The organism is Neoroseomonas rubea (assembly GCF_016106015.1).
GTDB classification, from domain to species: Bacteria; Pseudomonadota; Alphaproteobacteria; order Acetobacterales; family Acetobacteraceae; genus Neoroseomonas; species Neoroseomonas rubea.
In genome coordinates, this window is the sequence record NZ_JACADQ010000024.1 from 1 (window position 1) to 20,804 (window position 20,804).

At 70.3% G+C, this 20,804-nt stretch carries 22 protein-coding genes and 2 tRNA genes; 4 read left to right on the top strand and 20 right to left on the bottom strand.

The genetic code is table 11. From position 1 onward, the window contains the following. Positions 1–85 precede the first annotated feature (85 nt). The gene (locus HW577_RS04820) at positions 86–718 is read left to right on the top strand and encodes a uracil-DNA glycosylase (protein ID WP_198374935.1); all 633 of its coding nucleotides are present in this window, start codon (positions 86–88) and stop codon (positions 716–718) included. 64 nt (positions 719–782) lie between these two features. Then, positions 783–1,382: an MORN repeat-containing protein gene (locus HW577_RS04825; RefSeq protein ID WP_198374936.1), complete on the top strand. Its 600-nt coding sequence runs from the start codon at positions 783–785 to the stop codon at positions 1,380–1,382. Here the strand turns inward: HW577_RS04825 and HW577_RS04830 are convergent. From HW577_RS04830 to HW577_RS04855, 6 genes are all read right to left on the bottom strand, one after another. After that, the gene (locus HW577_RS04830) at positions 1,372–1,923 is read right to left on the bottom strand and encodes a glutathione peroxidase (protein ID WP_198374937.1); all 552 of its coding nucleotides are present in this window, start codon (positions 1,921–1,923) and stop codon (positions 1,372–1,374) included. The genes HW577_RS04825 and HW577_RS04830 overlap by 11 nt on opposite strands. Beyond that, the gene (locus HW577_RS04835; protein ID WP_198374938.1) at positions 1,916–2,584 is read right to left on the bottom strand and encodes a sulfite oxidase-like oxidoreductase; all 669 of its coding nucleotides are present in this window, start codon (positions 2,582–2,584) and stop codon (positions 1,916–1,918) included. The genes HW577_RS04830 and HW577_RS04835 overlap by 8 nt, the downstream gene beginning before the upstream one ends. Positions 2,585–2,650: 66 nt before the next feature. Further along, positions 2,651–3,019: a response regulator gene (locus tag HW577_RS04840; protein ID WP_198374939.1), complete on the bottom strand. Its 369-nt coding sequence runs from the start codon at positions 3,017–3,019 to the stop codon at positions 2,651–2,653. 141 nt (positions 3,020–3,160) lie between these two features. Beyond that, positions 3,161–4,372: an MFS transporter gene (locus HW577_RS04845; protein WP_198374940.1), complete on the bottom strand. Its 1,212-nt coding sequence runs from the start codon at positions 4,370–4,372 to the stop codon at positions 3,161–3,163. Next, on the bottom strand, positions 4,369–5,493 hold the full coding sequence (locus HW577_RS04850; RefSeq protein WP_198374941.1) for an alpha-hydroxy acid oxidase: 1,125 nt from the start codon (positions 5,491–5,493) through the stop codon (positions 4,369–4,371). The genes HW577_RS04845 and HW577_RS04850 overlap by 4 nt, the downstream gene beginning before the upstream one ends. 18 nt (positions 5,494–5,511) lie before the next feature. Continuing rightward, on the bottom strand, positions 5,512–6,381 hold the full coding sequence (locus HW577_RS04855; RefSeq protein ID WP_198374942.1) for an isocitrate lyase/PEP mutase family protein: 870 nt from the start codon (positions 6,379–6,381) through the stop codon (positions 5,512–5,514). Positions 6,382–6,466: 85 nt separating this feature from the next. On the opposite strand from HW577_RS04855, the gene HW577_RS04860 reads away from it, so the two are divergent. Then, positions 6,467–7,885: a M20/M25/M40 family metallo-hydrolase gene (locus tag HW577_RS04860; RefSeq protein ID WP_198374943.1), complete on the top strand. Its 1,419-nt coding sequence runs from the start codon at positions 6,467–6,469 to the stop codon at positions 7,883–7,885. On the opposite strand, the gene HW577_RS04865 is transcribed toward HW577_RS04860, so the two are convergent. The 13 genes from HW577_RS04865 to ffh all read right to left on the bottom strand — a co-directional run bounded on the left by HW577_RS04865 (position 7,849) and on the right by ffh (position 18,871). Next, entirely contained in the window at positions 7,849–9,213 is a 1,365-nt protein-coding gene (locus HW577_RS04865; RefSeq protein ID WP_198374944.1) for an alpha,alpha-trehalose-phosphate synthase (UDP-forming), read from the bottom strand. The genes HW577_RS04860 and HW577_RS04865 overlap by 37 nt on opposite strands. After that, on the bottom strand, positions 9,198–10,994 hold the full coding sequence (locus HW577_RS04870; protein ID WP_198374945.1) for a glycoside hydrolase family 15 protein: 1,797 nt from the start codon (positions 10,992–10,994) through the stop codon (positions 9,198–9,200). The genes HW577_RS04865 and HW577_RS04870 overlap by 16 nt, the downstream gene beginning before the upstream one ends. Next, positions 10,981–11,721, bottom strand: a complete 741-nt coding sequence (gene otsB, locus HW577_RS04875) for a trehalose-phosphatase (protein WP_332837445.1) — start codon at positions 11,719–11,721, stop codon at positions 10,981–10,983. The genes HW577_RS04870 and otsB overlap by 14 nt, the downstream gene beginning before the upstream one ends. Before the next feature lie 157 nt (positions 11,722–11,878). Continuing rightward, positions 11,879–11,955 (bottom strand) — tRNA-Arg (locus tag HW577_RS04880). Positions 11,956–11,975: 20 nt separating this feature from the next. Further along, positions 11,976–12,052, bottom strand: a tRNA-Arg gene (locus HW577_RS04885). A gap of 71 nt (positions 12,053–12,123) precedes the next feature. Beyond that, positions 12,124–13,239, bottom strand: a complete 1,116-nt coding sequence (leuB, locus tag HW577_RS04890; protein ID WP_198374946.1) for a 3-isopropylmalate dehydrogenase — start codon at positions 13,237–13,239, stop codon at positions 12,124–12,126. 69 nt (positions 13,240–13,308) lie between these two features. Continuing rightward, on the bottom strand, positions 13,309–13,920 hold the full coding sequence (leuD, locus tag HW577_RS04895) for a 3-isopropylmalate dehydratase small subunit (protein ID WP_198374947.1): 612 nt from the start codon (positions 13,918–13,920) through the stop codon (positions 13,309–13,311). Beyond that, the gene (gene leuC, locus HW577_RS04900) at positions 13,920–15,350 is read right to left on the bottom strand and encodes a 3-isopropylmalate dehydratase large subunit (RefSeq protein ID WP_198374948.1); all 1,431 of its coding nucleotides are present in this window, start codon (positions 15,348–15,350) and stop codon (positions 13,920–13,922) included. Before leuC ends, leuD begins: the two co-directional genes overlap by 1 nt. Before the next feature lie 60 nt (positions 15,351–15,410). Further along, positions 15,411–15,812, bottom strand: a complete 402-nt coding sequence (gene rplS, locus HW577_RS04905) for a 50S ribosomal protein L19 (protein ID WP_198374949.1) — start codon at positions 15,810–15,812, stop codon at positions 15,411–15,413. 25 nt (positions 15,813–15,837) lie between these two features. Beyond that, positions 15,838–16,578: a tRNA (guanosine(37)-N1)-methyltransferase TrmD gene (trmD, locus tag HW577_RS04910; RefSeq protein WP_198374950.1), complete on the bottom strand. Its 741-nt coding sequence runs from the start codon at positions 16,576–16,578 to the stop codon at positions 15,838–15,840. Further along, positions 16,575–17,075 (bottom strand): ribosome maturation factor RimM, encoded by a 501-nt coding sequence (rimM, locus tag HW577_RS04915; protein WP_232474686.1) that lies wholly within the window; start codon positions 17,073–17,075, stop codon positions 16,575–16,577. The genes trmD and rimM overlap by 4 nt, the downstream gene beginning before the upstream one ends. Before the next feature lie 43 nt (positions 17,076–17,118). After that, positions 17,119–17,460 carry a 30S ribosomal protein S16 gene (gene rpsP, locus HW577_RS04920; protein WP_198374952.1) on the bottom strand — a complete coding sequence of 114 codons (342 nt, stop codon included), beginning with the start codon at positions 17,458–17,460 and terminating at the stop codon, positions 17,119–17,121. Between the two features lie 25 nt (positions 17,461–17,485). Then, positions 17,486–18,871, bottom strand: coding sequence for a signal recognition particle protein (gene ffh / locus HW577_RS04925; RefSeq protein WP_198374953.1), 1,386 nt, complete (start codon positions 18,869–18,871; stop codon positions 17,486–17,488). Between the two features lie 324 nt (positions 18,872–19,195). Here ffh and HW577_RS04930 point away from each other — a divergent pair, with 324 nt between their 5' ends. After that, entirely contained in the window at positions 19,196–20,158 is a 963-nt protein-coding gene (locus HW577_RS04930) for a cation diffusion facilitator family transporter (protein ID WP_232474684.1), read from the top strand. A 56-nt stretch (positions 20,159–20,214) separates the two neighbouring features. Here HW577_RS04930 and infC read toward each other — a convergent pair whose 3' ends face one another. Then, complete coding sequence (infC, locus tag HW577_RS04935) at positions 20,215–20,742, bottom strand: translation initiation factor IF-3 (protein ID WP_198374954.1); 528 nt, start codon at positions 20,740–20,742, stop codon at positions 20,215–20,217. Between the last annotated feature and the right edge of the window lie 62 nt (positions 20,743–20,804).

Genomic DNA, 20,804 nt, shown 5'->3' on the forward strand with positions numbered 1-20,804 from the left:
CTCTTCCGTCTCCCCCCGCGCCACGCCCGACGCGCGCGACGCCGGCCGATCCCTATGCCGATGCCGTGGTGCCGGAGCCCGAGGCTTGAGCGCAGCGCCGGCGCATGACTGCCCGCTCTGCCCGCGCCTGGTGGCCTATCGCGCCGCGAACCGCGCGGCCAATCCCGCCTGGCACAACGGGCCGGTGCCGTCCTGGGGGCCGCGCGACGCGCCGCTGCTGGTGCTCGGCCTCGCACCCGGCGTGCGCGGGGCGAACCGGACGGGGCGGCCCTTCACCGGCGACTATGCCGGCCGGCTGCTCTACGGGACGCTGCTGAAGTTCGGCCAGGCGCGCGGGGAATTCCGAGAGGACCCGAATGACGGCATGGAGCTGACCGGCTGCCGCATCGCCAACGCGGTGCGCTGCGTGCCGCCCGAGAACCTGCCCACCCCGGCCGAGATCAGGACCTGCAACGGCTTCCTCCAGGCGGAACTCGCCGCGATGCCGGGGCTGCGCGCGGTGCTTGCGCTGGGGGTCGTCGCGCACAACGCGCTGCTGCGCGCCAAGGGCATCCCGGCATCGCGCCACGCCTTCGCGCATGGCGCGATCCATGTGCTGCCGGACGGGCTGATGCTGGCCGATTCCTACCATGTCAGCCGGTACAACACCTCGACCCGGCGGCTGACGCCGGAGATGTTCGAGGCGGCGGTGGAAGCGCTGCTCGCGCGGCTCACCTGAGCGCGGGGCTTGCCGGAACGGCGGCACAACGGCTTCGATGAACTCGCCGACGGAGATCGCCCCCATGCCGCGCCGCCTCGCCTGTGTTCTTCTGCTCGGCCTGCTGATGGCGCCGGCCGCCCTGGCCCGCCCGCCGGCGCCGCCCGAGGCGGAGCGCGCCGTCCCCGGCCGGCCCGGATGGTCGGTGGCCGAGGACAGCGGCTGCTGGCTCTGGAACAAAAACCCGAAGGAGGGCGAGACGCTCGCCTTCACAGGCCCCTGCCCCGCCGGACCGGCCGATGGCGAGGGCGAGGGCGTCTGGCGCTGGACCGAGAATGGGCGGGCGGAGGTGGAACGCTTCGGCGGCACGCTCCGCGACGGGCGGCTCGAAGGACAGGGCTGGTACGAATACGGCGAAAACGAGCGCTACGACGGCGCTTTCCGCCGCAACGACTTCCACGGCCACGGCGTGCATGTCTGGCCCGGCGGCGGCCGCTACGAAGGACTGTGGGAGGACGACTTCCCCCACGGCCAGGGCGTCTACACCGATGCCGATGGCCGGGTCGCCGGCATGTGGCGGTCCGGCTGCTTCTTCGAAGGCGGGCAGCTGGTGATGACGATCGGGCGGGAGGACGCGGAATGCGTCGCCTTCATCCCGCGCCTCGCGCCGCTGCTCAGGCCGTAGGGGCGGCGAGCGCGGCCTCGATCGCCTGGATCATCTCGCGGCTCTCCGGCTCGATGCGCGTGGCGAAGCCCTGCACGCGGCGCCCGTCGCGCGCGACAAGGTACTTGTGGAAGTTCCAGCGCGGTTCCCCGCCCGCCCGCACGCCGGCCCAGCGGAAGAAGGGATGCGCCTGCACGCCGCGCACGCGCGTCAGCCCGGCCATCGGGAACTCGATGCCGAACTGCGCGTCGCAGAATTCGCGGATCTGTCGGGCGTTGCCGGCTTCCTGGTTGAAGTCGTTGGACGGGACGCCGAGCACGACGAGGCCGCGCGCCTCATATCGGTCATGCAGCCGCTGCAGCGCGGCGTATTGCGGGGTGAAGCCGCAGAAGGACGCGGTGTTGACGACGAGCAGCACGCGCCCGCGCCAGGCGGCGAGGTCGAGTTCGCCGCCTTCGAGCGAGGCGAAGCGGAAGGAGAAGGCGTCGGGCTCCGACGCCCCGGCGGGAATGGCGGCGATCAGCGGCAGCGCGGCGAGCGCGCGGCGGGAGAGATCAGCCATAGCGTTCCTCCATCCAGGGATCGCCGCGATTGTGGTAGCCGCGCACCTCCCAGAAGCCGGGCCGGTCAGCGGCGAGCAATTCCACCCGCGTGATCCATTTCGGGCTCTTCCAGAAATACAGCCGCGGCAGCACGAGGCGCACCGGCGCGCCGTGCTGGCGTTCCAGCGGCCGGCCTTCCCAGCCATGGGCGAACATCACCTCCGGGGCGGCAAAATCCTCGAGCGCCAGGTTCGTCGTATAGCCGTCGTAGCAGGTGAGGCTGACGAAGCGCGCTTCCGGCTTCGGGCGGGCCAGCGCCAGGATGTCGGCGACCTTCACGCCCGTGAAGCGGTTGTCGTAGCGGCTCCATTGCGTCACGCAGTGGATGTCGCAGACCATCTCGCTCTGCGGCAGCGCCATGAAGGCGTCCCAGTCGAGGGCGAGGCGGTCCTCCACCAGCCCCTCGACCCTGAGGCGGAACTTCTCGCGCGCCACGTCGGGCTGCACGCCGAGGTCGAGCACGGGCCAGTCCTTCACCAGCGTCTGGCCGGGCGGCAGCCGGTCGCGCGCCGGGTCGGCGGTGGTGCCGGTCAGCAGCCGGCCTTCCTCGGCCCATTTTTCCTTGGTGCGGATCAGCTTCTCGCGCACCGCCCCGGTCGTCGGGACATCGTCCTCGGTCATCGCGATCTCCTCGCCGCGATTACGTGCGACGGGACGGCGCGGATGCAAGCCCCGGCGGCGGGCTGCTCAGGGGACGCGGCAGAGACGCGCGACGGCGGCCGTCAGGTCGGCCGGGTCATAGGGCTTGGGCAGGACGGGGGCGTTGCGGTGGTTCGCCGGCACGCCCGCCGCACCGTATCCGGTCGCGACGACGAAGGGGATGCCGCGAGCGGCGAGCAGGTCCGCCACGCCACCGGAACACTCCCCCGCCAGGTTGAGGTCGAGCACGACGGCGTGCGGGCGCTCGCCCTGGAGCAGGCTCATCGCCTCGGCCACCGTGCGCGCGGGGCCGATCACGCCGAAGCCGGCCTCCTGCAGCGCATCCTCGACAAGCATCGCGACGAGGGTTTCGTCCTCGATGATCAGGATCCGCTGGCGGGCGTCGATCGTGTCCATGGGGCCTCCGTTGCGCCTGGCCGTGGGTGTTACGCGGCGGGACGCACCACGCGGTGAAGGCTATTCGCTCCGCAGGTTACTTCTTCCTTTGGACGTTTGGATCAGATTCAAGAAAAAGTGATTGTCAACATGAATTGACGCTCACCGTCGCGACAGGACCGCGGCAATCGCCAGCGCCGCCAGCCCCGCCATCGCCATCCCCGCGATCGCCGCCCGCGGCCCGAAGCCATCCGCCAGCGCGCCCACCACCAGCACGCCGATCGGCCCCATCCCGATGCAGGTCGTGGTCAGGCCAAGGATGCGCGAGCGCGCCTCGATCGGCGCCTGCATCATGACCAGCCCGGTCTGCAGGCTCGCGAAGCAGGCCGTGCCGATGCCGCCCAGCATCAGCAGCAGCGCCGCCATCCACAGCCCCGGCGCGAGTGCCGCGACGCAGAGCACCGCCAGGAAGCCGGCCGAGCCCAGCGCGAAGGCGAGCCGCCCCGGCGGCGGCCCGCGCCGCAGCGCGATGGCCAGCCCCGCGAGCAGCGCGCCGAAGGGCTCGGCCGCAGCGAGCAGCCCGATCTCGACCGGGCTCGCCTGGAAGGCGATCGCACCGAAGGCCGGCAGGATCGCGGTGTAGGAAAACCCGAAGACGTTCATCGCGATCGTGACGCCGAGCACGAGCCGCAGCGCCGGCATGGACAGCGCGATGCGCAGCGCCTCCGCCACATCCCCCACCAGCCGGCTGGCGATCAGCCTGCGCCGTTCCTGCGTGTGCGCGACGCCCATCACCAGCAGGAAGGCGAGCACGTAGATAGCCGAGGCGATGACATAGGCCGCCGTGACGCCGACCGTCTGGTAGAAGATGCCGCCCGCGAGCGGTCCCACCATGCGCGTCGTGCTGCCCGTCATGGTGTCGAACGCCACCGCCTGGACGATGCGATGCGGCCCCGCCGCTTCGGCGACCATGCGCCGGCGCGTGGCCAGCTCGTTGGTCCAGACGAGCCCGCCGAGCAGCCCGTTCAGGAACAGGTGCCACAGCGCGAGCTGCCCCGTGGCGGACAGGATCGCGATGACGATGGCGCCGGCCGCCGTCGCAGCCTGCCCCGCCATGAGCAGCCGCTTGCGGTCGAGGCTTTCCGCCAGCGCGCCGGCCAGCGCGCCGGCCGTGAGCATCGGCAGCGCGCGCGACATCAGCACGAGGGAGACGGCGAAGGCCGATCCCGTCAGTTCATAGGCGAAGAGCCCGCTGACGAGCATCTCCACCCAGCGCATCGAGTTGGTCATGCCGCCCGCGGCCCAGAGGCGGACGAAGGCGCCGTCCGCGAGCAGGTCGCGGACGGGACTTCGCTCCGGGCCGGTGGCGCTCAATACCCGGAATCGTCCAGCCGCAGCAGCGGGAAGGCGCTGTGCACATGCGGCAGGTTGGTGGGCGTGGAGGGTGCCACGAAGGACGGCCCGAGCTGCCCGACCGAGGTGACGCCGAGCAGGCCGAGCGCCGAGCGGAACTCGTTCTCGAGGATTTCCAGCAGCCGGACCACGCCCGCCGCGCCATCGGCCGCCAGCGCGTAGCAGTACAGCCGCCCGAGCCCCACGCATTCCGCGCCCAGGCACAGCGCCTTCACGATGTCCGTCCCGCGCGAGAAGCCGCCATCGACCCAGACCTTGGCGCGGCCGGCGACGGCCTGCACCACCTCCGGCAGCACCTCGATGGACCCGCGCCCGGCATCGAGTTGCCGGCCGCCATGGTTCGAGACGTACACCACCTCGACGCCGTGCTGGCAGGCGATCAGCGCGTCCTCCCCCGTGCCGATGCCCTTGAGGATCAGCGGCATGGCGGGATGCGCGTCCTTGATGCGCTTCACGTCGTCCCAGTTCAGCGCGGCCTGGTAGCGCTGCGCGTCGCCGGTCGCCGTCGCGCGCCAGGGCTTGGCGAAGCGGCGGGCGATGTCGCGTTCGCGACGGCTGTAGATGGCGGTGTCGACCGTCAGGCAGAAGGCGTCGTAGCCGTTGTCCTGGGCACGGCGGATGCTGTCCTCGACCGATGCCGCGTCGCCGCGGACGTACAGCTGGTAGATCTTCATCCCCGTCGCGGCGGCCGCGACCTCCTCCAGCCCCGGCTTGGAGACGGAGGAGAGCATGATCGGCACGCCGAAGCCCGAGGCACCCTCGCCTGCCGTCACCGCGCCATTGGCGCCGACCGCCATGAATTCGAGCCCGCCGACCGGGGCGAGCAGCACCGGCAATCGCACCTTCTTCCCGAACAGGGTGGAGGAGGTGTCGATCTCGGACACGTCGCGCAGCACGCGCGGGCGCAGTGCCAGCGCATCGATGCCCATGCGGTTGCGGCGCATGGTGGCCTCGGTCTCGGTCGCGCCGACCAGGTAGTCCCAGATATTGGCGTCGAGCCGGTTCTTCGCGGCGCGCACGAATTCATGCAGCACCAGGTACTTGTCCTGCAGCGCGGCCAGGGTCTCGGGATTGACGGGCATGGGTGGTCTCGTCCGGGGTCAGAGGAAGTCGCGGGTGAAGGCGGCGTAGTCGCCTTCCCGCGTCACCGCCTTCATCAGCGCGGCGGGGGCGATGTTGGGAAGGTCGGCCGGCGCCGTGCCGTCGCGCAGCGCCTTGAGCGTGGCGTGCAGCGCGGCGACGGCGGCGGCGAAGGGCTGGTGGCCCTGCAGCGCCACGCGCACGCCATGGGCGGAGAGCCGCGCGCGGTCGCTCATCTTGGGTGGCGTGCCGCCGAGGATGATCGGCAACCCGCCGGAGACCGCCTGGATGGCGGCGAGCTGCTCCCACTCGTTCACGCCGGTGAAGAACAGCGCATCCGCCCCGCAGGTGGCGTAGGCGGCCGCACGGCGCACGGCCTCGTCCAGGCTGACGAGGTTCAGCGCGCTGGTGCGCGCGACGACGACGAGCCCCGCTTCCTGCCGCGCCGCGACGGCCGCGCGCATCTTGCCCAGGCCGGCATCGAGGCTCAGCAGCCCGGGCTCGCCCCCGCCATGGGCGCGGGGCAGGTCGGTGTCCTCGATCGTCAGCGCCGCGATGCCGGCGGCTTCCAGCTCCTCGACCGTGCGCATGACGTTGAGCGCATTGCCGTAGCCATGGTCGGCATCGACCAGCAGCGGCGGCGCCCCGGCGCGGCAGATGCGACGCGCCTGCTCGGCGAACTCGGTGAGCGTGACGAGGATCAGGTCCGGCGCGCCGAGCACGGCGAGCGAGGCGACGGAGCCCGCGAACATCGCCGCCTCGAAGCCGAGATCGGCGGCGATGCGCCCCGAGACCGGATCATGCACGGAGGCGGGATGGATGCAGGCGCCCCCCGCCAGGATCGCGCGAAAGGCGGCGCGGCGCGCGGCCGCGGTCGGTGGACGTTCCATCCCGGGTTCCCGTTTCTGTCCCGCGCACTCTGCAACCGCCCCGCCGACGGGTCTAGGCTGCCCCGGCACATGCGGGGGATGCGCGATGAGCGAAGCGGTGGCGGAGCGCCTGGTGGCGCGGCAGGGGGAAATCCTGGAGCGGCTGAAGGCCCTGCTCCGCCTGCCCAGCGTCAGCACCGACCCGGCCTATGCGGCGGGGATGGACGCGACGCGGGACTTCCTGATGGCCAGGCTGCGGGAGGCGGGGCTGTCGGATGTGCGGCTGCTGGATGGCGGCGGCCAGCCGGCGGTGACCGCGGCCTGGGATGGCGCGCCGGGGCGGCCGACCATCCTCGTCTACAGCCATTACGACGTGCAGCCGCCCGACCCGCTCGAATTGTGGAAGACCCCGCCCTTCGAGCCTTCGATCCGTGACGGGCGGATCTATGCGCGCGGCGCGTCGGACGTGAAGGGATCGACGCTCATCGCGATCGAGACGGTGGCGGAGTTCCTCGCCGCCGGCGGCTGCCCGGTGAACATCCGCTTCTTCCTCGAAGGGGAGGAGGAGACGGGCAGCCCGTCGATCCGCACGCTGATCGAGCGGCACCGCGAGTCGCTGCTGGCCGATGCCGTGCTCTCGGCCGATGGCGGGCGGGCGAGCACGTCCCTGCCCTGCATCAATGTCGGATCGCGCGGGCTGACCGCGCTGCGCTTCACGCTGCGCACCGCGGCGAAGGACCTGCATTCGGGCCGCTTCGGCGCGGCGGTGCGCAACGCGCTGCACGAGATGGCACGGCTGGTCGCGACCTTCCACGACGATGCGGGGCGCATCGCCATCCCCGGCTTCATGGACGACCTCGCGCCGATCGGGCCACGCGAGCGCGCGGATGCGGCGGCGCTCGCGGTGGACGAGGCCGAGTTCTACGCCGCGATCGGCGCAACCCCCTGGGGCGACCCGGCGCATGCGGTGCAGGAACGCCTGACCCTGCTGCCGAGCATCGAGGTGAACGGCATGTGGGGCGGCTACACCGGGGCGGGCAACAAGACCGTCCTGCCGTGCGAGGCGCATGCCAAGATCACGATGCGCCTCGGCCCCGGGCAGGACCCGGCGCGCTGCCAGGCCGTGATGCGCGACCACCTGCTGGCGAAGGCGCCACCCGGCGTGACGCTGGCCTTCGAGGAGAGCGGCCCGGGGTCGGCCGCCTTCACGCTGCGCGACGGCCACCCGCTGCTGACCTCGGCCGAGCGGGTGCTGGAACGGCTTTCGGGCCGCCCGCCGGTGCGCGCGCGGATCGGCGGCACACTGCCCATCACCGCCGTGTTCCAGGAGATGCTGGGCCTCGACACGCTGATGTTCGGCTTCGCCATGCCGGACGAGGACATCCACGCGCCGAACGAGTTCTTCCGGCTGTCATCGCTGGAGGAAGGGCTGCGCGCCTGGCCGATGCTGCTGACGGAACTCGGCGCCTTGGCGCCGGGGGATTTCCGTCAGGCGGCCAGCGCCTCGACGAAGGCGGTGCAGTAGCGGGCGGAGGTCACGTCGAAGACGGACCGCCGCAGCGCCGCGTGGCGCGCCTGGCGTTCCTCGAGTGGCATCTCGAGCGCTGCGTGCATCGCCTCGGCGATCTCGTCCGGGTCGTAGGGGTTGACCAGCAGCGCATCGGGCATCGCCTCCGCCGCGCCGGCGAAGCGGGAGAGGATCAGCACGCCCGGATCGGCCGGGTCCTGGGCCGCGACATATTCCTTCGCGACGAGGTTCATCCCGTCGCGCAGCGGCGTGACCAGGCCGATGCGCGCCATGCGGAACAGGCCGGCGAGCTTCGTGCGCGCGACGGTCTGCGTCATGTAGCGCAGCGGCACCCAGTCGAAGGCCGAGAAGCGGCCGTTGATGTCGCCGGCGAGCCTGTCGAGTTCCCGCCGCAGCGCCTGGTATTCCGCCACGTCCTCCCGCGAGCGCGCGGCGATCTGGAGCATGGAGACGCGCCGCTGGTGCTGCGGGAAGCGGTCGAGCAGGCGGGCGAAGCCCTCGAAGCGGTTGGGCAGGCCCTTGGAATAGTCGAGCCGCTCCGCGCTGATGGCGAGCGCGCGGCCGACCAGGCTTTCCCGCACGCGCTGGATATAGGCGGTGCCGACGGAGCGTGCGGCGAGCCGCGCGAAGCCCGCCGCGTCGATGCCGATCGGGTCGGTGATGGCGCGCACGCGGCGGCGATCGGTCACCACCTCCTCCCCCTCCACGGCGAAGCCCGCGAAGCGGCGGGCGCAGTCGAGGAAATCCTGTCTGTGCGTCTCGGTCTGGAAACCCACCACGTCGAAGTCGCACATCGCCTCCATCAGGCCGCGGGCGGGGGGCAGCGCGTCCAGCACCGAGGGCGGCACGAAGGGGATGTGCAGGAAGAAGCCGATGCGTCCCTTGAAGCCGAGCGCACGCAGCGCCGTGGCGAGCGGGATCAGGTGGTAGTCGTGCACCCAGACCAGGTCGTCGTCCCGCAGCAGCGGCATCAGGGCCGCCGCGAAGGTGGCGTTGACCGAGAGGTAGGCGGCGAAATCCTCCCGCCGGTAGCGCATCAGCCCGAGCCGGAAATGCAGCAGCGGCCACAGCGACGAATTGGCGAAGCCGACATAGAAGCGGTCGTAATCCTCCGTCCCGAGGTCGATGGTCGCATAGGTGACGCCGTCGGCCTCGACGATGCTCGGCCGCGTTACGGTCTCTTCCATCACGCGGCCGGACCAGCCGAACCACAGCGTGCCGGGTGCGACGAAGGATTGCAGCGCGACGGCCAGCCCGCCCGCGCTCGCCGCCCCCCGCGCGCGCGGCAGCGGCACGCGGTTGGACACGATCACGAGGCGCGCCATAGCCCGTCCTCCCAGGATCGCGACAGGCGCATGGCGGACAGGATCAGCCCGACCTGGGAATAGGTCTGCGGGAAATTGCCCGACAGCGCGCCGGTGCCCGGGTGCACGTCCTCGGCCAGCAGGCCGACATGGTTGCGCCAGGACAGCGCGCGCTCGAACAGCCGCCGCGCTTCCTCCCGCCGCCCGGTGCGGGCCAGCGTGTCGATGTACCAGAAGGTGCAGACCAGGAAGCCGACCTCGGGCGTGCCGAAATCATCGGCGTGGTCGTAGCGCAGCACGATGCCGTCGCGCACCAGGCGGCGTTCCAGTTCCTCGACCGTGCGGAGGAACAGCGGGTCGGTCGCGCGGATCAGGCCGATCTCGGGCAGCAGGAAGGTGGAGGCGTCCGCCACCCGCTCCCCGTCCAGCGCGCCGGAGATCCATCCCTCCCCCGGCACCGTCGCGGCATCGAGGATGCGCGTGCGCAACGCGGTCGCGCGCGCGTCCCAGTCCTCCGCCTCGGCATCCAGGCCGAGATGCCGCGCGATGGCGCCGAGCCGGTCGAGTGCGGCCCAGCACATCGCCGCCGAGTGGGTGTGCGCGACGGCGCGGCCGCGATACTCCCACAGCCCCGCATCGGGGACGAAGGCGTCGCGTTCCGCGAGCCGTCCGAGCGAGGCGAGCTGGCGATAGAGCGCGACATCCCCAGTGCGCTCCAGGCGCTGGTCCCAGAACATCTGGGTCGCGGCCATGACGATCGCGCCGTAGCCGTCATTCTGCCGCTGCGCGACCGCGGCATTGCCGATGCGCACGGGGCCATCGCCCCGGAAGCCGGGAAGTGCGGCAGCGATGCGTTCTTCCACCGGCGTGCCCGGCGCGATGGGAAACAGCGGCGGGATCGGCCCCTCCGTGCCTTCCGGGACCACGTCCATGATGTAGCGGAGGAAGCCTTCCATGGTGCGCGTCGCGTTCAGCCGGTTCAGCGCGCCCACGGTGAAGAAGGCATCGCGCAGCCAGCAGAAGCGGTAGTCCCAGCAGCGGCCGCTGCCCGGCGCCTCGGGCACCGAGGTGGTCAGCGCCGCGACGATCCCGCCCGTATCCTCGAAGGAACAGAGTTTCAGCGTGATGGCGGCGCGGATCACCGCCTCCTGCCAGTCGAAGGGCAGATTCAGCCCACGCACCCAGTCGAGCCAATAGGCCTCGGTCTCCGCGATCGCCTGGCGGGCGACGGCGTCAGGGCTTTCCGGCAGGCTCTCATCGGAGCCGAGGATGAGGTTGAGCGGACGGTCGAGCGCGAATTCCGCTTCCTCCGCCACATAGGTGAGCGGCGCGTCGGTGGTCAGGCGCAGCACCGCCTCGCCGCCCATGTAGCGGATGTGGTTGCTGCCGAGGCTGACGCGCCCAGCATCCGCCCCATAGGCGAAGGACGGGCGGACGCGGATGCGAATGCGCGGCCGGCCCGCCAGCGGCTCGATCCGCCGCACGATCGCGGGCGGGCGGTACATCCGCCCGAAGCGCCGGAAGCGCGGCGCGAGGTCGAGGATGCGCAGCGCCCCGCCGCGCGCATCGGTCAGACGCGTCTCGACCACCGCCGTGTTGCGCAGATAGCCCTGCGCGCATTGCGAGAGGTCGCGCAGCTCGATGTCCATGAAGCCGCGCTCGGGTCCGACGCCGCCGAGCAGCGCGTTGAACACGGGTTCCGCATCGAGGCGCGGGAAGCAGAACCATTCGTGCCGGCCGCGCGGGGAGATCAGCGCCGCGACCGCGCAATTGCCGATGACGGCCAGATCAAGCCCCTGCATCGCGTCCTCCCTTCCCTGTTCCGCCGGCGAGCCAGGCGCGCACCGCGGCCGGGCCGCCGGAAAAGTCCCGGCCCACATGCAGGCCGAGCCCGCCCATGGCGCGCGCGGCGGCCATGCCGTCCTCATCCGTCACGTCGTCGCCGACAAAGACGGGGCGGCGGCCGGCGAAGGGCCGCGTGCCCATCAGCGCTTCGACGGCGCGTCCCTTGGTCGCCACGCGCGGGCGGATCTCGAAGGCCATATGCGCCGGCAGCAGGTCGAAGCCGGTCGCCTCCCCGGCCAGCAGGGCGAGCATCGCCGCGCGCACCGCGTCGCGCGCCGCGGGCACGGCACGGTAATGCAGCGCGAGGCCATGCGGTTTCGCTTCCAGGAGCAGTCCTGGATGCGCCGCGGCGAAGCGCGCCAGTGCCGCGTGCCAGTGCGGCGGCGGGCGCGGCACATCCCCGGCAGGGATGGCGCGGCCGGCGCTGTCGCGCAGTTCCGCCCCATGGCCGAAGCCGCCCGCGGGCAGCAGCGGCGCGAGAAGACGGTCCACTGTCTCCCGCGCGCGGCCGCTGACGATAGCGAGCGCGCCGTCGAGGCGGTGCGTGAGCAGCCCCAGCGTGGCGATGAGGCCGGGCGGCACGCGGACCGCATCCGGGCTGGGCGCGATATCGAGAAGGGTGCCGTCGAGATCGAGGAAGAGCGCCCAGCCAGCCTCGATCTCGGGAACACCTTGGATAATCACCCGACTGATTTAGGCCGAGATGATCCCAATTACAGACTTGTCATTCAGCATCGCCTGGCGCAGGCGCGCACGGTTTCATGCCGGAACTTCGATCGCTGTACGGATCGTTCGGTGGTATTTCACGGCGAAGCGGCGGGTTGCAGACCACCCGGGGCCTTGGCGCGCCCGGGAAGATTCGAACTCCCAACCCCCAGATCCGTAGTCTGGTGCTCTGTCCAGTTGAGCTACGGGCGCTGATGCTGCCCGGTGGCGAATGGCGCGCCCGAAAGGATTCGAACCTCTGACCCCCAGATTCGTAGTCTGGTGCTCTATCCAGCTGAGCTACGGGCGCGCAGCCGCCACAGCGGCAAGGCGGGCGGAATAGCGGAGAGGCGGCGGTGACGCAACCCCTCCGCTGCGCTTTCAGGCCGCCATCTTGTCGAGTTCGCGCACGACGGCCTCGCCCATCACCGAAGTGCCGACGCGCGCCATGCCCGGCTGCATGATATCCGCCGTGCGCAGGCCGCCCGAAAGCACCTTGGCGACCGCGGTCTCGAGCAGCGTCGCATCCTCGTCGAGCGCGAAGGACCAGCGCAGCAGCATCGCGAAGGACAGGATCTGCGCGAGCGGATTCGCGATGCCCTTGCCCGCGATGTCCGGCGCCGAGCCGTGGATGGGCTCGTACAGCGCGTGGCGCTTGCCGGTGACCGGGTCGACCGCGCCGAGCGTCGCCGAGGGCAGCATGCCGAGCGAGCCCGTCAGCGCCGCTGCCAGGTCCGACAGCACGTCGCCGAACAGGTTGTTCCCGAGGATGACGTCGAACTGCTTCGGACGCGAACAGAGCTGCATCGCGCAGTTGTCGGCGTACATGTTCTCGAGCTCGACGTCCGGATATTCCGCCTTCTGGATTTCGCCCACCACGGCGCGCCACAGGCGGCCGGACTGCATGACGTTCGCCTTCTCGACGCTCGTCACCTTGTTGCGGCGCTTGCGGGCGAGGTCGAAGGCGACGCGCGCGACGCGGGCGATCTCATCCTCATGATACACGTCGGTGTCGAAGCCGCGGCGCTTGCCGTCAGGCAGCGTCTCGACTCCGCGGGGTTCGCCGAAATAGACGCCGCCGGTCGATTCGCGCACGACCATGATGTCGACGCCGCGCACGATGTCGGCCTTGAGCGAAGAGGCATCGACCAGCGCGTCGAGCACGAGCGCGGGGCGGAGGTTGGCAAACAGGCCGAGATCCTTGCGCAGGCGCAGGATGCCGAGCTCCGGGCGCTGGTCGAAGGGCAGGCTGTCCCAACGCGGGCCGCCGACGGAGCCGAACAGCACCGCATCCGCGGCCTTCGCCTTCTCGACCGTCACGTCCGGGCAGGGGCTGCCTTCGGCCTCGATCGCCGCGCCGCCGACCAGGCCTTCCTCCATGTCAAAGGAGATGGCCCGGCGACGGGACATCCAGTCGATGACGCGACGGACTTCGCGCATCACCTCCGGGCCGATGCCGTCGCCCGGCAGGATGAGAAGCTTCTTGTTGGCGGCCATGGTCGCAGGCGTCCTCTGGAAGGACGGACGGCGCCCCGGGTGGGACCGCCGCCCGGGAATGGCTTCAGGTCAGGCGTAGAGCCAGGGCTGCGCGGCCTTCTGCCGCGCCTCGAAACTGTCGATCGCCGGAGCGTGCTGCATCGTCTGGCCGATGTCGTCGAGGCCGTTCAGCAGCAGGTGGCGGCGCAGCGGGTCGATCTTGAAGGGGATTTCCTCCCCGTTCGGGCGCACCACCACCTCGCGCTCGAGGTCGACGGTGATGCGGGCATTGGCGCCGAGCTTCGCATCCTCCATCAGCTGCGCGCAGACCTCCTTCGGAAGCCGCACCGGCAGGACGCCGTTCTTGAAGCAGTTGTTGTGGAAGATGTCGGCAAAGTCGGGCGCGATGACGCAGCGGATGCCGAAGTCGAGCAGCGCCCAGGGCGCGTGTTCGCGCGAGGATCCGCAGCCGAAATTCTCGAAGGCAATCAGGACCTCGGCGCGCCGGTAGGGTTCCTGGTTGAGCACGAAGTCCGGGTTCTCGCTGCCGTCTTCCTTGAAGCGGAAGTTGGCGAACAGGTTCTTCCCGAAGCCAAGGCGGGAGATCGACTTCAGGAAGCGCGCCGGGATGATCTGGTCGGTATCGACGTTCGCCTTGGGCAGCGGCGCGGCGATTCCGGTGAGCTTGGTGAAGGCCTGCATCACAGCGCTTCCTTCGGCTGGTAGTCGCGCACATCGGCCAGGTGGCCGGAAATCGCGGCGGCCGCGGCCATGGCGGGGGAGAGCAGATGCGTCCGGCCGCCCGGGCCCTGGCGCCCCTCGAAGTTGCGGTTGGACGTGCTCGCGCTGCGCTGGCCCGGCGTAAGCTTGTCCGGGTTCATGCCGAGGCACATGGAGCAGCCGGCCTCCCGCCACTCGAAGCCGGCTTCCTTGAGGATGCGGTCGAGCCCTTCGGCCTCCGCCGCCTTCTTCACCAGGCCCGAGCCCGGCACGACCATGGCGCGCACGCCATCGGCCACGCGGCGGCCCTTGGCGATCGCGGCGGCAGCGCGGATATCCTCGATGCGCGAATTGGTGCAGGAGCCGATGAACACGACATCGACCTTGAGATCCTGCAGCCGCTGGCCCGGGACGAGGCCCATGTAGTCGACCATGCGCTGCATCTGCGCGCGCTTGGCTTCATCCGCCACATCGGCCGGGTTCGGCACCACGCCGGTGATGGGCAGCACGGCTTCCGGGTTCGTGCCCCAGGTGACCTGCGGGGCGATGGCATGGGCGTCGATGCGGATCTCGGTGTCGAAATGCGCGCCGGGATCGGAGGGCAGCGTGCTCCACCATTCGATCGCGCGCTTCAGCGCGTCGCCCTTCGGGCCGTTCGGTGTGCGGGCGATGTAGTCGAAGGTGGTCTGGTCGGGGGCGACCATGCCGGCGCGGGCACCGCCCTCGATCGTCATGTTGCAGACCGTCATGCGCCCGGCCATGTCGAGCGCGCGGATCGCGTCGCCCGCGTATTCGATCACATGGCCCGTGCCGCCCGCCGTGCCGATGCGCCCGATGATGGCGAGGATGATGTCCTTGCCCGTGCAGCCGAAGGCCAGGTTGCCGTCGACGCTGATGCGCATGTTCTTCGCCGGCTTCTGCAGCAGCGTCTGCGTGGCGAGCACGTGCTCCACCTCGCTCGTGCCGATGCCGAAGGCGAGCGCGCCCATCGCACCATGCGTCGAGGTGTGGCTGTCGCCGCAGACGATCGTCATCCCCGGCAGCGAACGGCCGAGCTCGGGCCCGATCACGTGCACGATGCCCTGTCGGTCGTCGAGCAGCGGGATGTAGGGGACGCCGAACTCGACGACGTTCTTCTCGAGCGTCTCAACCTGCAGGCGGCTTTCCGGGTCCACGATGCCGGTGCGGCGGCTGTCGTCGGTGGCGATGTTGTGGTCCACCACCGCGAGCGTCGCATCCGGCCGGCGGACCTTGCGGCCCGCCGCGCGCAGCCCGTCGAAGGCCTGCGGCGTAGTCACCTCATGCGTCAGGTGAAGGTCGATGTAGAGCAGCGCCGTGCCGTCGGGGAGCGTCTCCACCACATGGGCGTCCCAGATCTTGTCGAACAAGGTGCGCGGCTTCTGCGCTGACATCGCTTTCCCCCGGGGCAGTGCGCGAGGGGCGCCGCGCGTACCGCGGCACCCCTGGATGGTTCAGGCTTCGGTCGTGGCGGCGGGCTTGGCGGCCTCGGTCCGCATGCCGAGCTTCTCGGCGATGCGCGCCGACTTGCCGGTGCGGCCGCGCAGGTAATACAGCTTCGCGCGGCGCACCTTGCCGCGGCGGATCACCTGGATGTCGGCCACGTTCGGGGAGTACAGCGGGAAGACGCGCTCCACGCCCTCGCCATAGCTCAGCTTGCGCACGGTGAAGTTGCTGTTCACGCCCTTGTTCGAGCGCGCGATCACCACGCCCTCATAGGCCTGGGTGCGGGTGCGCTCGCCTTCGACGACCTTCACCATCACGCGCACCGTGTCGCCGGGCGCGAAGTCCGGCACGGCGCGGGCGGCGGCGAGGCGGGCCATCTGCTCGGCCTCGAACTGCTGCAGCAGGTTCATGACAGGTTCCTTTCTTCGGGTTCGTTTAGGCGGCGGCGGGGCGGCCGTCCATGCCCCCCGCGCCGGCCGGTTTCGCTTCATGCCGCGCCCAGAGATCGGGGCGACGCTCCTTCGTGATCCGCTCGCTCTCCGCCCGGCGCCAGCGCGCGATTTCCGCGTGGTGGCCGGACAGCAGCACGTCCGGAATGGTCCGACCCTGCCATTCGGCCGGGCGGGTGTAGTGCGGGTATTCCAGCAGGCCGTCGGCGCCGTGGCTTTCTTCCGCCGCGCTGTCGGCCGCGCCCATCACGCCGGGCAGCAGCCGCACGCAGGCATCGAGAAGCACGAGTGCCGCCGTCTCCCCCCCGCTCAGCACATAGTCGCCGATCGAGAGCTCGATCATGGCGCGCGCATCGATCACGCGCTGGTCCACGCCTTCATAGCGGCCGCAGAGCAGGACGCAGCCGGGGCCCGCGGCAAGGCCGCGCACCATCGCCTGGTCGAGCAGCCGGCCGCGCGGCGTGAGGTAGATCAGCGGCCTGGCGTCGTCCGCCGGCATCACGCCCGCGATCGCCGCGTCCAGCACATCCGGGCGCATCACCATGCCCGCCCCGCCGCCGGCCGGCGTGTCGTCCACCGTCCGGTGGCGGTCCGTGGCGAAGCCGCGGATGTCGGTAGGCTCCAGCCGCCAGAGCCCATCGCGCAGCGCACGCCCGGCGAGTGAGAGGCCGAGCGGCCCGGGGAACATGTCCGGGAAGAGCGTGAGGACGGAGGCGTGCCAGCTCATGCCGCGTCCTCCTCCTTGCTCGGCGCGACGATGATCTCGTCCGGCAGCACGACGGTCACGCGGCCGCCGGGGATGTCGACCACCGGCACCACGGCATGGGTGAAGGGCAGCAGATGTTCGCGCCCCTCCCCCTCGACCACCAGGAAGGCGCCCGCGCCGTGGTCTTCCACCGCGCGCACGGTGCCGAGGCGCGCCCCGCCTTCCGTCATGGCCGCGAGGCCGATCAGGTCGGCGAGGTAGAACTCCTCATCCTCCGGCGGCGGCAGGCGGTCGCGCTCGACATACAGGCGCGTGCCGGTCAGGCGCTGCGCCGCGTCGCGGTCGGCGACACCCTCGATGGCGGCGATGTCACCGCCCTTGAGGGTGAGGACGAAGCGGCGCGTCCCGCTCTCATCGGTCAGAGGCGAATAGCGCGCGATGGCGGACGGGTCCTCGGTGAAGGCGCGCAGGCGCACGAGCCCGCGCACGCCATGCGGCCTGCCGATCTCGCCCACCATCACGCGCTTGCCCGCCACGTCACGTCACCCCGCGCGGCGTGCCTCAGCCAGCCGCGGCGGCGGCGGCCGCGGCGCGCTCCTGCGCCTTCTTCTTCGGCGCGGACTGCTTCGGCTGCTCGCGGAACACCGGCATCGGCGCGAGGCCGGCCTTGCCGAGGAACTTCGCCACGCGGTCGGTCGCGACGGCACCCTGGCTGATCCAGTGCGTGATGCGCTCGTTCTTCAGGCGGACGCGCTCGGCATGCTCGGCCGGCAGCATCGGGTTGTAGGATCCCACGGCCTCGATGAAGCGGCCGTCGCGGGGCGAGCGGCTGTCGGCCACCACGATGTGGTAGTAGGGGCGCTTCTTCGCACCGGCGCGGGCAAGGCGGATCTTGAGGCCCATGAGGCTTCCTTTCGTCTGTCGTCTTCTAGAAGGGTCGCTTGTTTCCGGCCCCGGGGAGCAGCGCGGCGAGCCCGCCACGCATCAGCCCCTTCTGGCCGAGCTTGTTCATCCGCTTCATCATCGCGGACATGTCGTCGAACTGCTTGAGCAGCTTGTTCACCTCCTGAACGGAAGTGCCCGAGCCGGCGGCGATGCGCTTCTTGCGCGACGCCTTCAGGATTTCCGGCGTGCGGCGCTCACGCGGCGTCATGGAGGAGATGATCGCCGCCTGGCGGCCGAGGATCGCCGTGTCCAGGTTCGCGTCGTTGAGCTGCTGCTTGATCTTGCCGACGCCGGGCAGCATGCCGAGGATGCCCTGCAGGCTGCCCATCTTGCCGATCTGCTTCAGCTGGGACGCGTAGTCCTCCAGCGTGAACTGGCCCTTCTGCATCCGGGCCGCGAGCTTCTCGGCCTCCGCCTGGTCGATGTTCGCCGCGGCCTTTTCGACCAGCGACACGATGTCGCCCATGCCGAGGATGCGCGAGGCGATGCGGTCGGGGTGGAAGTCCTCGAGCGCGTCGAGCTTTTCCCCAGCGCCGAGCAGCTTGATCGGCGCGCCGGTGACCGCGCGCATGGAAAGTGCGGCGCCGCCGCGCGCATCGCCGTCGATGCGCGTCATGACGATGCCGGTGACACCGACCTTGTCCTGGAAGGCCTTGGCGGTGTTCACCGCGTCCTGGCCCGTCATGGCGTCGACGACGAGCAGCGTCTCGTGCGGGTTGGTGGCGAGCTTGACCTGCGCCACCTCCTCCATCAGCGCCTCGTCGATCGCGAGGCGGCCGGCGGTGTCGAGCACCACCACGTCGTAGAGTTCCCGCCGCGCCACATCCATCGCGCGCATGGCGATCTGCATGGGCGACTGGCCGGCGACGATGGGCAGGGACGTCACTTCCGCCTGCTGCGCCAGCGTCTGCAGCTGCAGCTGCGCGGCGGGGCGATGCACGTCGAGCGAGGCGAGCAGGACCTTCTTGCGGTCCTTCGTGCGCAGCCGCAGCGCGATCTTGCCCGAGGTCGTCGTCTTGCCCGAGCCCTGCAGGCCGACCATCAGGATCGGCACGGGCGAAGGCGCGTTCAGGTCGATGCCGCGCTTGCCGTCATCGGCTTCCCCGCCGCCAAGCGCTTCGACCAGCGCGTCGTTGACGATCTTGATGACCTGCTGGGCGGGGGAGACGGAGCGGATCACCTCCTGCCCGACCGCACGCTCGCGGACCTTGTTGACCAGGTCGCGGACGACAGGCAGCGCGACATCGGCTTCCAGCAGCGCGACGCGAACCTCGCGCAGCGCTTCCGTCACGTCGGCTTCCGACAGCGCGCCGCGGCGGCGCAGCCGGTCGAAGACCCCGTTGAGCTTGCTGGAGAGTGCCTCGAACATCGGGCGGTCCGTTCAGTCCTTCATCACGCTTTGGCCCACCCCAAACGCTTTTGCGCCGCTGCGCGAGCCTTCGCGGAGCGGCGGAGTCCAACCCATCGGGGGCCGGACCGGGCGGTTCGGGGTGAACCTGGATGCCGCGGACATAGCGCCGGCCCCCGGCAGGGTCAAGGAAGGCGAGATGGGACAAGCCGGACCCGCCGGAAGAGGCCGGTGGTGTCCGGGTAACGACACCAGGCGCCGCTCGGCCCATGCGATCACATGCTTCGTCCCCCTCCGAACGCAGGACCGCGGCCAGCCGTCTGGCAGCGTTCTGCGATGCGGGCGATGTTGCTGGCCCCCTCGCTGACCCGAGTGATCACCATGCGCACCGAACAGAATGTCCTGAAAGCATCGATCGGCGTCACCATCTGCGTCGCCGCCTTCGGGATCGCCTTCGGCATCGTATCGGGATCCTCCTCGATAGCCTTCGACGGCGCCTATTCGCTGATGGATTCGGGCATGAGCCTCCTTGCCCTCATCGTCGCGAGGCTGATCACCAGTTACGCCACCGACACGATGCGCTCGAGCAGGCTGCGCGACCGGTTCTCCGTCGGCTTCTGGCACCTGGAACCTATCGTTCTCGGAGCGAACGGGATGCTGCTGATGGGGGTATCGGCCTACGCGCTGATCACCGCCATCGGAAAGCTGCTGGCGGGCGGGAACACGCTGCTGTTCGACTACGCCATCATCTATGCAGTTGTGACCCTCGTCGCCTGCCTTGCCATGGCGACCTTCGGACGCTGGGCGAACCGGACAATCCGTTCGGAGTTCATCGCCCTGGACGTCACGGCGTGGCTGATGTCGGCCGGAATCACTGCCGCCTTGCTGGTTGCGTTCATCGGGGGGCTGCTGATCGAGGGGACGCGGGTCGGCTGGCTGATGCCATATATCGATCCCGCGGTTCTGGCGCTGGTGTGCCTCGTGCTGATCCCGATGCCGATCGCGACCGTGCGGCGCGCATTGTCCGACGTATTGCTGATGACGCCGGACACGCTGAAGGCGCATGTCGATGCCGTGGCCGCCGCCACCGTGGCCCGGCAGGGCTTCCTGTCGTACCGCGCCTATGTCGCAAAGGTCGGCCGATCGACCCAGATCGAGCTCTATTTCATCGTCCCGTCCGGCATGCCGGCCAGGACGATCGAGGCTTGGGACACGCTGAGAGATGAGATCGGCGAGGCGATCGGCGACGAAAGCCACAATCGCTGGCTGACGATCGTGTTTACGGCGGACGAGTCATGGGCCGACTGACTCGACGGCCGAGACCTGCCGCCGACCCTTAGCCGGAGCGGTGGCCGGCAGGAGCGCTACTTCGGCGCGAGCACCATGATCATCTGCCGGTTCTCCAGCCGCGGAAACTGCTCGACCTTCGTCGTCTCCGCCAGTTCCGTCCGGATGCGATCCAGCACCTTCACGCCAAGGTCCTGGTGCGCCATCTCGCGGCCACGGAACCGCAGCGTCACCTTCACCTTGTCGCCTTCGGAAATGAAGGTCTTCATCTGGCGCATCTTCACGTCGTAGTCATGGTCGTCGATGTTCGGACGGACCTTGATTTCCTTCAGCTCGACGATCTTCTGCTTCTTCCGCGCCTCGTTCGCCTTCTTCTGCTGCTCGTACTTGTACTTGCCGTAGTCGAGGATCTTGCATACAGGCGGCACCGCGTTCGGCGAAATCTCGACCAGGTCGAGGCCGACATCATAGGCGCGGATCAGCGCTTCCCGGGCGGTCATCACGCCCTGCATCTCGCCGTGCTGGTCGATCAGGCGGACCTGGGGGACGCGGATCTCGTCGTTGATGCGCGGGCCGTCGCGGGTCGGGGCCTGGGCGGCGGGCATTGGGGGTCGGGCTATGGTCGTCTCCTGTCGAAGTTCAAAACGAAAGCAATGCGCTTTATGGA